This window comes from Arthrobacter sp. EpRS71, assembly GCF_001512285.1.
Taxonomy (GTDB): domain Bacteria; phylum Actinomycetota; class Actinomycetes; order Actinomycetales; family Micrococcaceae; genus Arthrobacter.
Genome location: NZ_LNUV01000006.1, coordinates 1,325,146 through 1,339,596, shown reverse-complemented (window position 1 = coordinate 1,339,596; position 14,451 = coordinate 1,325,146). Strand labels below are relative to the sequence as shown.

Below are 14,451 nucleotides of genomic sequence, written 5' to 3'. Positions count from 1 at the left end.
GTGGAGTTGGAATAAAAGATGCATATGCATGTTTATACTGGGTACGAAGCTCGGTTGATGCTTCAAGCAATGAGCTCGACCGGGCAAGCAAGCAGTACCCACCACTTGATAAAGGAGCAACACCATGATGACTCTCCCCGCTTCCGTCACCACCGGCACCTGGACCCTCGACGCTTCCCACAGCGAAATCGGCTTCACCGTCCGCCACGCAGGCATCAGCAAGGTCCGCGGCCAGTTCAAGGACGCCACGGCCACCTTGGAAGTTGGCGAAACCCTCACCGACTCCAAGGTCAACGCCACCATCCAGACCGCCAGCTTCGACTCCGGCGACGTCAACCGCGACGGCCACGTCAAGGGCGAAGACTTCTTCGACGTAGAGAAGTTCCCGGAAATCACCTTCGTGTCCCGCCACGTCAAGGCCAACGGAAACAGCTTCGACCTCGTGGGCGATCTCACAATCAAAGGCGTCACCAAGGAAGTTTCCATCGAAACCGAATTCAACGGTGTAGCAGTGGATCCCTTCGGCAACACCCGCGCCGGTGTTTCCGGTGAAACCACCATCAGCCGCAAGGACTTCGGCCTCACGTGGAACGCTGTCCTCGAAGCCGGTGGCGTCCTGGTCAGCGACAAGGTAGTCATCAACCTCGAGCTCGCGTTCATCGCACCAGCCGCCGCGTAGTCCTTCAACGCCGACCCGATCCACGGCAGGCCGGATCTTCCCTGCCTGCATCCGTAAACGGCGCCCTGCACAGCTCACACTGTGGGGGCGCCGTTTCGCATATACAGAAGTCACTACGCAATTGTTCGGCAAAAAGCCTGTATTTAGCTGCGCGTTGGCTCCGAATTTCCTATGCATCCTTCAACCTGCGGTCTAAAGTGATGCCATGAGTACCCCAGACGAAACACCACAGCCACAGCAGCCCGGCTCCCAGCCTCCGCAGCCCGGCAATGTTCCTCCTGCGGGCTACCAACCGCCCCAGGGATACCAGCCACCGCAGGGTTACCAGCCGCCGTCGCAACCGGGCCAGTATTCACAGCCCGCACCGCCTCCGCCCGGCGCCGGCCAGCCTGCCCCCGGGCAACCTGGATTCCATTTCGAAATGCCCACGGACGGCCCCCGCAACTTCAACGACGTCATGCCGCAGGGCGGATTCTCGGGAATGTTCAAAACTCAAGGCCTGCCGACGGAACTCAAAGTTTCCTACTTCATTTGGGTGATCTCCGGACTTCTGGGCCTCTTGTTTGGACTCATCGGATTCTTCGCCGTCGTCGCAGCATTCGCCTTCGCTCCGGCCTTTGCCGCTATCGCACTGATCCTTCTCCTGCTCGCTTTGGCTGTGGCCGCCGCGCAGGTTGTCCTGGCCATGAAAATGAAGGAAGGCAAGGAGTGGGCACGGCTTGCGTTAACCATCGTGGCCGCCGTCTCCCTGCTGCTGGCAATCTTCGGCGCAGCAAATGGCGGCGGATCGGGCATGGGACTGGGCGGCAACTGGTTCGGCTTCCTCGTCAGTGCTGTAGCAGTCGTCCTGATGTGGCTGCCGAATTCGCAGCTCTGGTTCAAGGCAGTGAAGGGCCAGGTATAGCGCTGACGCACCTGCCGCCGTCGTTCTTTATCGGTGGAAAAGCAGTCTGAAGGCCGCGGCTGAATCCTCCTGGATCCCGCGGCCTTCATCATGAAGGCGTAAGCCCACATGATGATTTTTCCCGTGAGCTTGAAATACCTGCGTGTGATCGTCTGCCACGAAAGGACCCGGGAGGTACGGTGGTAGCAGAACCACGCTGGGGGCAGGGTCATTTTGCTGATCCCGGCGGCCGCACAAGCAGTCGAACAAGCAAAGGAATGCCATGAGCAACCCTCCGTACCCGCCGTCCAACCAGGGCGAGAACCACCAGCCCGAAACCAGCGGCTCCCAGCCCTCTGCACCGCAGCCCCCGGCACCCCAGTACGGACAGCCCGCTGCACCCCAGTACGGCCAGCAGGCCCCCGCCGCTCCGCAGTACGGCCAGCAGACCCCCGCCGCACCCCAGTACGGGCAGCAGGCCCCCGGCGCTCCGCAGTACGGCCAGTCGCCCGCTGCACCGCAGTACGGCCAAGACACCAACTGGCCGAGCCAGCAGCCCGGACCCACCACTGTCCCGCCAATGGTTAATTACGCATTCTGGATGATCGTCGCCGCCGGCATCCTTTCCGCCATCAGCTCGTTGCTCCTCGCCACCACCGGCGCTGACGTCTTCATTGACATGATGAATCAGCAGGCCGCTCAGCAGGGCACGGATCTGCCAGCGGAAAGCATGGAAGGCATGCGTGGCATCATGGCCGTCAGCGCTGTAGTTGGTGCCATCTTGGGCCTTGGCCTGTACGCCTTGGTCGCTTTCCCGGTCCGAAAGGGCAAGAACTGGGCCAGAATCCTGGGCACGGTCTTCGCAGCCATCTCGGTACTGGGCCTCACGAGCCTGTTCCAGTTCGGTCCCACGTACGGCTTCTTGCAGCTGATCGTGATCCTCCTGGGCGTTGCAGCAATCGTCATGCTGTACCTGCCGGCGTCGGCTCCGTATTTCCGTAAGGCGCAGCCATTCGGCAACACGTACCAGAACCCCTACGGCCGCTAAACACGCAGGGATTCCCAACACACCACGCGGGCGCGGACCCGGCGAAGGCTAAACGGCCTGACCCGGTGTCTGCGCCCGTTGTGCGTGGTAGGCGAGGATCTGGAGCTCGGTTGCCATATCCACCTTGCGGAGGTTGACGTGCGGCGGGACCTGCAGCAGCACCGGGGCGAAGCTGAGGACGCTCCGGATCCCGGCGGCAATAACGCGGTCACACACAGCCTGGGCCACGGTGGCCGGCAGTGCCAGCACCACCATGTTGGTGTGGGTGCGCTCCAGGACCCGTTCCAGTTCAGCGGAGTCACTGACCCGCAACCAGCCCACCTCGTTGCCGATCACCATGGGGTCGGCATCGAAGATGGCCACGACGTCGAAGCCGCGGGATTCGAAGCCGCCGTACCGGGCCAGGGCTTTGCCGAGGTTACCGGCGCCCACGATCGCGACCTTCCAGTCGTGGGTCAGGCCGAGGGCCGCCGCGATGTGGCGGCTCAAATACTGGACTTCGTAACCCACGCCGCGGGTCCCGTAGGAGCCGACGTAGGAGAGGTCTTTGCGGAGCGTGGATGAGCTGACGCCCGAGGCTTCCGCCAAGGCTTCGGAGGAAACCCGTTCAACGCCTTCGGCCAACAAAGAGTTCAATGCGCGCAAATAGAGAGTCATCCGGGCCACAGCCGCGGGCGGGATCTGCTTTGTGGCAGGTTCGTTGTCCCCGGTTGTTGCTTCCGGGGACGGTTCCAGCGCAGTCACGGTTCTCTCCATTGCGTCGCTTTGTTGTTCCACTCTATGACCCTCGGCCGGACTCAACAAAAGCCATTACTTGCCGGTAGTTCCACCCTCAGCCCTCCAGGACTTTCTTCAAGGTCCGGGTGAGCCGCTCTTCGTCGATCTTCCAGAAATCGCGCTGGATGCCGTCCACCAGCACCACTGGAATCTCCTCTGCGAACCGCTCCTGCAGTTGGGGGTCGCCGTCGATCTTCTGCTCTGTCCACTGCACGCCAAGACTTTTTGTGACGCGCTCGACGGCGGCACGCGCCGCCGTGCAGAGGTGGCAGTCAGCTTTGGTGAGGAGAACGACGTCGGGAATAGCCATGTGTCAAAGGTACCGGCCCTATGCAGCCTCATATCGCACACGCGCTCTCACATTTATGCCCGCCCACCTGTCATCGCCCGGGGGTAATACCGCCATGCGTCCTCAACGCCTGCCCCGCTGATTGACTAGACTCAAGGCATGCCCGAGGAGAAGAACGCCGCCGTGGTCGAAGATGCCTTGGTGCAGCAGGACGCAGTACAGAGCAACGCGGCCAAGAAGGACATCGCCCGGAAGTATGCTGGCGAGGCCGCTTTTTTCGACGTCGACAATACGTTGATGAAGGGTGCAAGTCTCTTCCACGTGGCGCGCAAGATGTATGAGCGCAAAGCGTTCACGCTTTCCCAGGCCGCTGGCTTCGCTTGGAAGCAGTTCAAGTTCGTCATGCGGGGCGAGAACATGGAAGACGTCCATTCGGTACGCGACTCCGCCCTGACTCTTGCAGCAGGCATCACCGTGAAAGACATCAAAGCCTTAGGCGAAGAGGTCTATGACGAAATGATCGAGTCACGGATCTGGCCGGGAACCAAGGCGCTGGCTGAACAACACCTTCGCGTTGGCAGGAAAGTGTGGCTCGTGACGGCCACGCCCATCGAAGTGGCCACCGTTATTTCCACTCGGCTCGGCCTGACCGGCGCACTCGGGACTGTGGGCGAGGTGAACGACGGCGTGTACACGGGAAAGCTTGTGGGCGACATCCTGCACGGACCCGCCAAGGCAATCGCGGTCCAACTCGTGGCAGACCGCGAGGGCCTGGATCTGGACCACTGCTGGGCCTACAGCGACTCAGCCAACGACATCCCCCTGCTCACCATGGTGGGTCATCCCGTGGTCATCAACCCGGACGCTAAGCTGCGCCGCCATGCCCGTGAAAACAACTGGCCCGTTTACGATTTCCGTTCCGGACGCCGCGCCGCAACATTTGGGCTCAAAGCTGCGACCGTCGGTGGAGCCGTCTACGGACTGTGGCGCGGATTCTCAAAGTTCCGCGGCCCCCGCCTCTAACGCTCTCTCACATCCCTCGGGCTTGAACCAAACCTTCTCTCACATGCATCGACGGCTTCAACGAGCCTGTGGATAACTTAAGATGACTCAAGCGTTTCTGGGCGAGAATGCCAGATATGCAGAACGCCGTGCCCCTTCCGCCCCGACTGACCCATGCCCCATTCACCATTGACGAGGCCGAGGCCGCGGGCCTGAAGCAATCGCACCTCTGGAACCGTGTAGGAATAGATGGAGTCAGCCGCGGCCTTTACCGTCCATCGGATTGGGACTTTGAGCTATCGGCGGCTGCAAGGTCGCTGTCAGCCGCAAGTCCGGGGGCATGGATATCCCATGTAACGGCCGCGAGGCTGCATGGTGTGTGCCTTCCACCATGGCTGTCTGATTCCAATGAATTGCATCTCAGCAAGCCAAGGCATCTACCGTCCGTCCGCCGCAAAGGAGTGATCGGACATACGGTTGTGGCCTCCGACGACGAGATCGAAAATGTTCACGGCATCCGGATGAGCACTCGGTCGCGTACCTGGTTGGATCTCGCAAGACGCCTACCGCTCTCCGACCTCGTATGTATGGGTGACGAACTCATTCGTAGGCCCAGGCCGGACTTCGAAGACCGCGACACACCGTTCACCACCCTCGAGGCCCTTCGCGAATTGGTGGGCAGGCACAAGAATTTACAAGGCGTCGTTCGGGCACGAGAAGCACTGGACCTCATGCGTGTTGGAGCCGATTCCGGGCCAGAGTCGCTGCTCCGCTTGGCGATGCTGGACGCCGGTATCCCCGAACCGGAGCTGCAGGTGCAACTTCGCCCGAATGACCCGTTTTCGCCTTCTGCGGACTTGGGCTTCCGTGATCGGCGGGTGGCAATACAGTACGACGGCGGTCATCACCTTGGGCAGGAACAGATGTTCAGCGATCGGCGACGCGACAAAGCATTTGAATCTGCAGGCTGGACAGTCTTGAAATTCGGAAAAGATGACCTGGCCGACAACTTTGCGTCAGCCACGAAAAAGATAAAGAGCGCTCTACGATCAGCATGGCAGGATCCAGCCGTCAGCTCGGGCTTTTCCCGAGGGACATGAGAGAGGATCCACACCAAACCCGAGGGACATGAGAGAGCGTCGGGGGATGCAAAAATGCCCGCCGCCTCGAAAGGTAGCGGGCATTCACGCTTGATGAAGTATCTCTACTTCTTATTGCGGCGCTGGTGGCGAGTCTTGCGAAGCAGCTTGCGGTGCTTCTTCTTGGCCATACGCTTGCGGCGCTTCTTAATAACTGAACCCACGAAAGTTCCTTACAAACTAGAAGTTCCTGTCTGTTGGAACCGATCCGCGGAAGCAGACAGTACAACTGACAGATTCTTACATTGACGTAAAACGTTCCTTAACAGAGTACCGCTTCAAAGGGGCACCCCATGACCACGGTCCGTTGAACGGACCCCGGCAGGCCTCAGGCGGTCTCGGATTGTCCGTCCACCACAGCACCTTTGAGGTATTGGGCAACAGCCTCTTCAGGGACCCGGAAGGAACGGCCGAACCTCACGGCGGGCATTTCCCCTGAGTGGACCAGGCGATACACGGTCATTTTGGAAACACGCAGGACGTCGGCCACTTCGGCCACCGTCATGAAACGCGCATTCGAGAAGTTAGTCTCCGCGGACATTTCCCATATTCCTTTGCTCTCAGACAGTAGGACACCCCCAGTGGAACGGTGTGCCGATGCTGAGCCATCAAACAACCATGTGCTAGATACTCTAGAGGCTGATGGGGCCAATGTGAAAGAGCCCAGCGCTTGGTTCTGCATATTCCGTGGGTTCCCTGCTGGCCGTGCCGGGCGCGCGGCATGCCTGGCAGGGAACCCCCGTATCGGGCCACAGCCCACCCGGCCCTAAGCCGCAACCACCGCCCTGCGCTTGCGGGCCGAAGCAGCGAGCTGCTCGAGGACAGACGCCGTAACATCCCACTCCATGCAGGCATCGGTGACGCTCTGGCCGTAGACGAGCTCCTGCGTTCCCGCGAGCTGAGCAGCCACATCCAGGTTCTGCGCGCCGCCTACCAAGAAGCTTTCCAGCATGACCCCGGCAATCGGCGAGGTCTCCCCTGCTTCGAGCTGCGCACCGATTTCCAGTGCAACCTCGGCCTGGCGGTGATGGCTCTTGCCACTGTTGGCGTGGCTTGCGTCCACAATAAGGCGCGGGTTCAGTCCCTTGGCTGCTAGCTTGGCCGAGGCGGCTGCGACGTCGTCGGCAGAGTAGTTGGGGCCTTTGCGTCCACCGCGGAGGATCACGTGGGTGTCGGGGTTGCCGGACGTCGCCACCAAAGCCGCGCGGCCGTCGTCGTCGATCCCCAGGAAGGCCTGCTCAGCGGCAGAAGCGCCGCACGCATCGATGGCCACCTGCAGGTCGCCGTCGGTGCCGTTCTTGAAGCCGATAGGCATGGACAGCCCGGACGCCAGCTGGCGGTGAATCTGGCTTTCGGTGGTGCGGGCACCGATGGCACCCCAGGAGACGAGGTCCGCCATGTACTGCGGGCTGATGGGCTCCAGGAATTCGGTGGCGGTGGGCAGGCCCAGGGCGGTGACCTGCTTCAGGAATCCGCGGGCGGCGCGCAGTCCGGCGGCGATGTCGTGGCTGCCATCCAGGTGGGGATCGTTGATGAGGCCCTTCCAGCCGACGGTGGTGCGGGGCTTCTCGAAGTAGGTCCGCATGACGATCAGCAGGTCTTCCTTGTGCTTCTCCGCCTGGCTGACCAACCGTCGGGCGTATTCGAGGCCGGCTTTGGGATCGTGGATGGAACACGGGCCCACGATCACCAGCAGGCGATCGTCCACGCCGTCCATGATGGCGCGGACCTGATCGCGGCCACGGTCGACGACGGCAGCCGAGCGGCCGTCCAGCGGCAACTCCGCGATGAGGGCCTGCGGGGCCGGAAGCGGCTCGAAGCGGGCCACCCGCAGGTTGGAGGTGGCGGGCTGGGTGGAATCAGCAGGGTGGAGCGGTGCGGGTTCTGCGGAGATGCTGGTCATTTTCTGGGTCCTGTCCGGGATGCGGAGCGGGCCCCTTTTCAGAACCCGCCGGATATGGCGAAGGGCAGAGAATGATCTCTGCCCTGTTGGCTCTGAAGGAAAGTTGGATGCGTGTCAGTTAGACGCGGGCCCCTCCAGAGCCAACGAAAAATACGCATACCAACGGTTTGTCATAGCCACACCATAACCGCGGTTCTTGACCACGGGCAAATCGCGTCCATCAAGATGACAGCAGTTTGCGGAGGAACTGCAACTGCTTGATCCAGTGGTGTTCCTGACCGCCTTCGTGGTTGTTGAAACGGTAGACCTCTATGTCTTTCTCGGGCGCCCTGCCCTGCTCCCGCGAGCCGGTTCCGTAATTGTTGTAGCTCGCGAACACCGTTGATGGCGGGCAGATGTCGTCCATTTGTGCGGCGGAGAACAGAGCCGGGACGGTTGCTGCACGGCCTAGATGGACTCCGTCGAAGTAGTTGAGCACAGCCAGCATGGGCTCGTACTTATCCCGGTGCCGCCCCAGGAAGGACGCAACTTCCGGGTAGGGGCCGCGCGGGGTGATGTCGATGGCGCGCGGGAAGTCCTGCAGGAAGGGAACATCCGGCATGGCAGCAACAACGCCGTCCAGGCGTCCAGCCACCAGGCCGGCAGCAGCAACAGTGATGCCGCCACCTTGGCTCACGCCGGTGAGGATCACCCGTGAAGGGTCGACGGCGGCATGGCTTTGTGCCGCTTCCACCGCACGGAAGGCGTCCACGTAAACACGGCGGAAGTAGTAGTTGTCCTGGTGGTCGGCACCCCGGGTCATGAGGCCCGCATAGTTGTTGCCACCGGCCGAGGGATGCGGATCCGGGGTGTCGCCGGATACCCCGCCGTAGCCTTGCCCGCGCGTGTCCATGATGAAGTGCGCGTAACCGGCCTGCGCCCAACGGGTGTTCTGGTTGACCAGGCCCCGCCCGCCGGAGTAGCCGATGTACTCCACCACCACGGGAAGCTGCTCGCCGGGTCCTAGCTGCGCGGGTAGGTGCAGCCAGCCCTTAATGCGGTCTCCCCCGAATCCGGAGAAGGTCACATCGAAGGTGTTGATCACGCTGAGGTGGTTGTCCACGGGCTCAAACACGGCATTGAGCGGGAGCCCGCGCGTCTCTGCGATGGTGCGGTCCCAGAAGTCTTCGAAGTCGGCCGGAGCTACTGCAGTTGAGGAGTAGGTGCGGAGCTGGTCAAGGGGAAGGTCAAAGAGGGGCATGGTCCATTCCGGTTCAGGTGGGTCTGACTGGCGGGTTCAGATGAGCCGAGACTACTACGGTCAACCAGAGGACATCCTACGTCATGGCAGTCTCGATCGGCACTGATCTTGAATCGTTACATTTTGGCAGGCTTAGAGCTAAACTAGACACAATCGATCACGGGAAAGCGCTTGCTGAGGTGTAGCCTAAACCCGCTCGAACACTTTTGTGAATACCCGGACGACGGCGTCACGCGCCATCGTTGCCGCGCCAGCTTTAGGAGAGCCATGGACACCGCTTCCACAGAGTCCACCAGTAGTCCGACGCGCCTCGGCGACGGTGCGGCAAACACTACTGCTCCGGCCAGGATCGCCCTGGTGGGAGTCCACGGTTTCGGCACGCACCACCTCCGCAACCTCGATCGTCTCAGCGCCACGGGCATGGTGGACCTGATTGCGGTGGCCGATCCGAATCCGCCGGCCCCCGGAGATCTGCCGGAAAGCACAGCTGTCCACTCAAACCTTGATGAGCTTCTGGCCGGAGACCACCAGCCGGATGTCATCATCGTGGCTACTCCCATTCAGACCCATGCCCCTCTGGCCCTGTCTGCGCTCGCTTCCAAGGCGGATCTCTATCTGGAGAAGCCACCCGTGGCCTCCATGAGCGACTTCCTCCGCCTCCAGGAAGCGGCGGCCACGTCTGGCCGCACTGTCCAGATCGGTTTCCAGAGTCTCGGTTCCCGTGCGCTGGCAGCACTGGAAAAGCTGGCCAGCGGGCAGGCCTCCGAAGAGTTGCCGGGCATCGGCACCTTGAAGGGGATCTCAGCTACGGGCCGCTGGGTCCGGGACCGGGCCTATTACAAGCGGTCCCGATGGGCAGGCAAGCGCAGCCTCGATGGCGTGGATGTGGTGGATGGCGTCGCCACCAACCCGCTGGCCCACGCGATTGCCACGGCGCTCCGCATCGCCGGAGCACGGGCTGCCGAGGATCTCGCCACCGTGGAAACAGACCTCTACCGGGCCAACGACATCGAAGCCGACGACACCTCAGTGATCCGCCTGCGCACCATCAACGGCCTGCCCATCACGTGCGCGCTCACCCTGTGCGCCACCGAATCCGTGGAGCCATACGTGACGCTCCACGGCACTGAAGGCACGGCGGTTTTCCACTACACGGAGGACCGCGTGACCGTCCGTACCGAAGCCGGCGAAACCACCCACACTTTCGGGCGCGACGACCTCACCGAAAACCTCCTTCAGCACCTGTCCGAAGGCACGCCGCTGCTGAGCCCGCTCGATGACGCCGGCGCCTTCATGCGGGTCCTGGAAGCCATCAGAACAGCGGAGGCACCTGCGCTGATTCCGTCGGAATGCGTGAACTGGGTGGGAACAGGCGAGCAAGCCCACGCTGTTATTCCGAACATTGAGGACATCCTGGAACGTGCCACCGGCGCCCACGCCACGTTCTCCGAGCTGGGACTTCCCTGGGCTCGGCCCATCACCGGAGGTGCCGAAGCTCTCTACACCCCTGGGGCAGACGCTGCCGCCTCCACCAACGCCACCACGGTCCTCCGCAGTGGCAGCCACCTCGAGCCGGCTCTCTCCCCCAGGCCGTACTTGCACCCGGTGACCACCCCTGCCGGGATAGTGGTCACGGACCACTTGCCCTCGGATCACGTCTGGCACCTCGGCGCAGGGTTCGCCCTGCAGGACGTCAACGGCAGCAATTTCTGGGGCGGCCGCAGCTACCGCCGGGCAGCGGGTAAGTACGTGGATGTGAAGGACCACGGCAGGATCGAAACGGCAAGCATCTCCCGGGAAAAAGACCACACCATGCTTGACCTCACCTGGTTCGCGGCCGACGGCGGGCTGGTCCTGAAGGAAAGCCGCTCCCTGAGCCGCACAGTCCTGGACAAACGCACTTGGCGACTCGACGTCCAGACCCGGCTCACCGCCGTCGTGGATGTTTCACTGGGCAGCCCCGGTTCACACGGTGCCACCGGCAGCGGCTACGGCGGCTTCTTCTGGCGCCTCCCTGTCAATGCCTCCCCTCGTGTCTTCTCCTCCACAGCCGAGGGCGAGCCGTCCGTCCATGGCTCCGTCACGCCGTGGCTCGCCTGGACAGGAGAGTTCGACGGCGGCCCTGCCACTCTGGTGTTTGGCGCACCTGCCGAGTCTGCGGACCCTTGGTTCGTGCGGTGCAGTGATTACCCCGCCGTGGGTTCCGCACTGGCGTGGGACACTGCAGTGGAAGTGGCGGAAGGCGAGTCCCTCACCCGGACCACCACGGTGTGGATCAGCGATGGAATCCTGGGCGCGGCGGAGATCGAGGGTTTGGTTTCAGGGCGATGAGCACAGACGCCGCGGCAACCCCACTCATGGCCACCAACCTCACGGTGGAGGGATCCGCGCGGTGCTTGACGGCTCCGGCCGCGCCGGTTTTCGGCTGGTTGCTGGATGCTGGAACCTCTGCGAGCGCAGGGCAATCGTTCCAAAGTGCCTATCGCCTCAGGGTGCTGGACCGCGACGGTAAGGACGTATGGGACTCGGGCACCGTTGTCACAGAGCAGCAGCACCACCGTCCCTACACAGGCCCGGACCTGACCCCGGACACTGACTATCAGTGGACTGTGCAGCTCACGGATGCGGCCGGAATCACTGGCGAGCCCAGCAAACCGGCCCGCTTCAGCACCGGCCTCGCCAGCACAGTCCTGCCGGGCGCGGCCGGCTGGAACGCCGAGTGGATTCACCGCAAGCCCGGTGGACGCGCACCCCTGGAACAGGTGGACGGCCACCTGCGCGTGAGCGGCTCGCCGTATATTCCGTGGCCGGTTGCAGCCAACGGGAGCACGGTGATCACCGCACGGTTCCGCCAGCGCCTTGGGACTGCCGGGATACTCCTTCGCAGCGACGGGCCTGGATCCGGGGTGCTCCTGGAGATCAAACCGAACCGGTCAGCGCTCCTGCGCCCGGCCCCCGGCTGGCAGATCGGCGCAATGTCGGCACCGCATACGGAGCCGTTGGCTGAGACACCGGCTTTCGGGGCAACCGGTGTTTCCCGTGCCGGGGCGTTTCCGGAGGACGGCTGGCAGGATCTGGTCATCGCGGACGACGGGGAACGCATCACAGTCACCATCGACGGTGACGTGGTCCTGGACACCACAGTCCCCGTCACCGGCATCAGCGGCATCGCCTTCCACCAAGGGCCCCGCAGCCAGGCCGAGTACCTGTCGATCAGCGTCCAGAGTGGCGGGACCACCCTGCTGGAAACCGACGTCACCAAACCGGACTCCCTTACCGGCTGGAGCACCACCACTCCCCTCCGGCAGCCGGACGAGTGGACCCTTGCTAAGACCACCATCAAGCTCGAGCGCACGGTAGTCCGTGCCCGCCTGTACGCCGCTGCCAGCCATCACGCCGCGTTCTCCATCAACGGGAGCCCGTGCCTGGAGACCACCAATTTCGGCTATCCGGGCGAACAGTTCTACAACGCCGCCGATGTCACTGAAGCCTTGCAGAGCAGCGACACCGCCACCTTGACCGCCGTCGCCCATTGGTATGGACCCGGCCAGGGCCGCGCCGCGGGCCGCCCGGGCCTTCTGGCCCAGCTGACGGTGGAGTACGACGACGGCACCCGGGACGTGTTCGGCTCCGGACCTGGGTGGCTGGTGGCCGAAGGTCCTTACCGACAGGGCGGATACCGGAACGATGAGGGCGATCCCATCGAGCATTTCGATGCGACGGCCTGGCCGGAACCACAGCAATGGCACCCGGCAGTCTCCCTTGGAACCCACCCGGTCCCCGACTTCCCACGCCTGATGCCCAACCACGCGGGCGTCGCACGCAGCTTCACGTCCGCCGTCGACTTTCTCACTGCGGAAGATAGGACCCCGGTGGCAGACTTCGGCACAGTGATCCCCGGGCGCCCGGTCGTGGAATTTCTCCGTGGTGAGCACGGGCGGACCGTGATGCTCCGGGCAGGGTACAACCTCAGGGCCGACGGCCGGGTGGACTCTGGAAAGTCACCCAGCCAGAACACGGACATGTCCTTCCCCTACACCCAGGTAGACGGCCCCCAACGCTACGAGGCAGCCGTGCACCTGGGCTTCCGCTATCTGGAGCTCTCTGGCGTAGAGATTGCAGACCTCGGCGCTGTGGGCGCAACGGTGATCCACGCCGATCACCCGGCGGAGGGCAGCTTCCACAGCTCCGATCACACGCTGAACAGGGTCTTCACGCTGCTGCGCGACTCCGCCTTGCTGGGCGTCCAGGAACAGTTCGTGGACACACCAACCCGCGAGAAAGGCCAGTTCCTGGGCGACGCCGCGAACATCTCCTACGCCACCATGGCCCTGTTTGGTGAGCGTCACTTCACGGCCAAGGCGTTGCGGGAGTTCGCAGGGTCGGCGCGCCGCTACTGGGATTCACCACAAGAGCGTGGGCGCTATAACGCGGTGTATCCCAACGGCGACGGCAAGCGCGACATCCCGGATTTCTCACTCATGATGCCCGAGTGGGTGGAGGATTATCACCGGCTCAGCGGGGATGACGCCTTGGTGGCCGAGCTCCTCCCCCAGCTCATGGACACCGCCTATTACGTGCTCCGGCACATTCCCACGGACGGTCCCACTGCCGGGCTTGTCACGGATCTGGGTGGCGGCGGAGGGCCTTACCTTCACGGGATTGTGGACTGGCCGGCGCCCGGCCGCTTCGGCTACGACATGGACTGCGCGGCGCGCACCACGGTCAACGCCCAGTCATGGTCAGTGCTCGACGTCGTCAGCCGGCTATGTGCGTCCGCTGGCCTGGAGCGGGAGGCAGCCCGGTTCGGTGGTGCGGCGGCATCCCTGGCTGGACAGATCAATGCCCGTTTCAGGGTGAACGGCGTCATGGTGGACGGACTGTACTCAGACGGCCGCCCCAGCCTCAACGCCTCACAGCATGCCACCTCGTTCCCGTTGTCCCTGGGGATCACGCCCGCTGAACACGCGGCGAAGGATGCCGAGCGACTCGCAGCGTTGGGGATGCGCCAAGGTCCCATGACCGTGCACCGGCTATTCCGTGCCCTGCTGTCGCAGGGTCGGGTGGACGATGTTTTGAGCCTCCTCACCGATCCGCGCCAGCCCGGGTGGGCCCGCCAACTCGACGCCGGAGCCTCCTTCACGTGGGAGGCCTGGGAGCTTGATGAGGGCACCGACTACAGCCAGTCTCATGCATGGTCGGCATCAGTGATCCGGGAGATCCTTGAGTACCTCCTCGGAGTCCGCGTCACCGCTCCGGGGGCGTCCGCCGTCGTGATTCAACCGCCGGTGTGCCGGCTGGAGCATGCCCAGGGCAGCGTGCCGACACAGCGCGGCGTTGTTTCCGTCTCCTGGCGCCGGACGGCGGACGGAATGGAACTGGAGTGCGAGGTCCCTCCGGGAGTTAAGGCCGAGGTGATCCTTCCCGCCGGCAACCACGAGGTGGGCCCAGGATCCTGGTATTTCGGTCCGCGGGACGGCATTTAGTGGCG

General features: G+C 63.2%; 13 protein-coding genes. 7 read left to right on the top strand and 6 right to left on the bottom strand.

Features of this window, described 5'->3' with window-relative positions:
- Positions 1 to 127 precede the first annotated feature (127 nt).
- The 3 genes from AR689_RS16485 (at position 128) to AR689_RS16470 (ending at position 2,610) form a co-directional block, all read left to right on the top strand.
- Positions 128 to 679 (top strand): YceI family protein, encoded by a 552-nt coding sequence (locus AR689_RS16485; RefSeq protein WP_062073851.1) that lies wholly within the window; start codon positions 128 to 130, stop codon positions 677 to 679.
- Positions 680 to 884: 205 nt separating this feature from the next.
- Entirely contained in the window at positions 885 to 1,583 is a 699-nt protein-coding gene (locus AR689_RS23400; RefSeq protein ID WP_197412908.1) for a hypothetical protein, read from the top strand.
- Between the two features lie 262 nt (positions 1,584 to 1,845).
- Positions 1,846 to 2,610, top strand: coding sequence for a hypothetical protein (locus AR689_RS16470; protein ID WP_062071840.1), 765 nt, complete (start codon positions 1,846 to 1,848; stop codon positions 2,608 to 2,610).
- 48 nt (positions 2,611 to 2,658) lie between these two features.
- Here AR689_RS16470 and AR689_RS16465 read toward each other — a convergent pair whose 3' ends face one another.
- Positions 2,659 to 3,366 (bottom strand): redox-sensing transcriptional repressor Rex, encoded by a 708-nt coding sequence (locus AR689_RS16465; protein WP_062071838.1) that lies wholly within the window; start codon positions 3,364 to 3,366, stop codon positions 2,659 to 2,661.
- A gap of 76 nt (positions 3,367 to 3,442) precedes the next feature.
- Positions 3,443 to 3,697 carry a glutaredoxin family protein gene (locus tag AR689_RS16460; RefSeq protein ID WP_062071836.1) on the bottom strand — a complete coding sequence of 85 codons (255 nt, stop codon included), beginning with the start codon at positions 3,695 to 3,697 and terminating at the stop codon, positions 3,443 to 3,445.
- 138 nt (positions 3,698 to 3,835) lie between these two features.
- Between AR689_RS16460 and AR689_RS16455 the strand changes: the two genes are divergently transcribed.
- Entirely contained in the window at positions 3,836 to 4,699 is an 864-nt protein-coding gene (locus AR689_RS16455) for an HAD family hydrolase (protein WP_082698007.1), read from the top strand.
- Positions 4,700 to 4,815: 116 nt separating this feature from the next.
- Entirely contained in the window at positions 4,816 to 5,778 is a 963-nt protein-coding gene (locus AR689_RS16450) for a DUF559 domain-containing protein (protein WP_062073849.1), read from the top strand.
- A gap of 104 nt (positions 5,779 to 5,882) precedes the next feature.
- On the opposite strand, the gene AR689_RS22800 is transcribed toward AR689_RS16450, so the two are convergent.
- From AR689_RS22800 to AR689_RS16435, 4 genes are all read right to left on the bottom strand, one after another.
- Positions 5,883 to 5,981 carry a 30S ribosomal protein bS22 gene (locus tag AR689_RS22800; RefSeq protein ID WP_003792170.1) on the bottom strand — a complete coding sequence of 33 codons (99 nt, stop codon included), beginning with the start codon at positions 5,979 to 5,981 and terminating at the stop codon, positions 5,883 to 5,885.
- Positions 5,982 to 6,145: 164 nt separating this feature from the next.
- Positions 6,146 to 6,358 (bottom strand): helix-turn-helix domain-containing protein, encoded by a 213-nt coding sequence (locus AR689_RS16445; RefSeq protein ID WP_017199160.1) that lies wholly within the window; start codon positions 6,356 to 6,358, stop codon positions 6,146 to 6,148.
- Positions 6,359 to 6,583: 225 nt separating this feature from the next.
- Entirely contained in the window at positions 6,584 to 7,720 is a 1,137-nt protein-coding gene (locus tag AR689_RS16440) for a 3-deoxy-7-phosphoheptulonate synthase (RefSeq protein WP_062071834.1), read from the bottom strand.
- Positions 7,721 to 7,940: 220 nt separating this feature from the next.
- Positions 7,941 to 8,960 (bottom strand): acetylxylan esterase, encoded by a 1,020-nt coding sequence (locus tag AR689_RS16435; RefSeq protein WP_062071832.1) that lies wholly within the window; start codon positions 8,958 to 8,960, stop codon positions 7,941 to 7,943.
- A gap of 267 nt (positions 8,961 to 9,227) precedes the next feature.
- Here AR689_RS16435 and AR689_RS16430 point away from each other — a divergent pair, with 267 nt between their 5' ends.
- Together AR689_RS16430 and AR689_RS16425 are read left to right on the top strand one after the other, a co-directional pair.
- Positions 9,228 to 11,291 carry a DUF6807 family protein gene (locus tag AR689_RS16430; protein WP_062071830.1) on the top strand — a complete coding sequence of 688 codons (2,064 nt, stop codon included), beginning with the start codon at positions 9,228 to 9,230 and terminating at the stop codon, positions 11,289 to 11,291.
- Complete coding sequence (locus AR689_RS16425) at positions 11,288 to 14,446, top strand: family 78 glycoside hydrolase catalytic domain (RefSeq protein WP_062071829.1); 3,159 nt, start codon at positions 11,288 to 11,290, stop codon at positions 14,444 to 14,446. The genes AR689_RS16430 and AR689_RS16425 overlap by 4 nt, the downstream gene beginning before the upstream one ends.
- The last annotated feature ends 5 nt before the right edge of the window (positions 14,447 to 14,451 follow it).

Excerpts from the sequence above, each read along its gene's own strand:
- AR689_RS16485 (WP_062073851.1), top strand. The coding sequence starts at position 128 with ATGACTCTCCCCGCTTCCGTCACCACCGGCACCTGGACCCTCGACGCT.
- AR689_RS23400 (WP_197412908.1), top strand. The coding sequence starts at position 885 with ATGAGTACCCCAGACGAAACACCACAGCCACAGCAGCCCGGCTCCCAG.
- AR689_RS16470 (WP_062071840.1), top strand. The coding sequence starts at position 1,846 with ATGAGCAACCCTCCGTACCCGCCGTCCAACCAGGGCGAGAACCACCAG.
- AR689_RS16465 (WP_062071838.1), bottom strand. The coding sequence starts at position 3,366 with ATGGAGAGAACCGTGACTGCGCTGGAACCGTCCCCGGAAGCAACAACC.
- AR689_RS16460 (WP_062071836.1), bottom strand. The coding sequence starts at position 3,697 with ATGGCTATTCCCGACGTCGTTCTCCTCACCAAAGCTGACTGCCACCTC.
- AR689_RS16455 (WP_082698007.1), top strand. The coding sequence starts at position 3,836 with ATGCCCGAGGAGAAGAACGCCGCCGTGGTCGAAGATGCCTTGGTGCAG.
- AR689_RS16450 (WP_062073849.1), top strand. The coding sequence starts at position 4,816 with ATGCAGAACGCCGTGCCCCTTCCGCCCCGACTGACCCATGCCCCATTC.
- AR689_RS16445 (WP_017199160.1), bottom strand. The coding sequence starts at position 6,358 with ATGTCCGCGGAGACTAACTTCTCGAATGCGCGTTTCATGACGGTGGCC.
- AR689_RS16440 (WP_062071834.1), bottom strand. The coding sequence starts at position 7,720 with ATGACCAGCATCTCCGCAGAACCCGCACCGCTCCACCCTGCTGATTCC.
- AR689_RS16435 (WP_062071832.1), bottom strand. The coding sequence starts at position 8,960 with ATGCCCCTCTTTGACCTTCCCCTTGACCAGCTCCGCACCTACTCCTCA.
- AR689_RS16430 (WP_062071830.1), top strand. The coding sequence starts at position 9,228 with ATGGACACCGCTTCCACAGAGTCCACCAGTAGTCCGACGCGCCTCGGC.
- AR689_RS16425 (WP_062071829.1), top strand. The coding sequence starts at position 11,288 with ATGAGCACAGACGCCGCGGCAACCCCACTCATGGCCACCAACCTCACG.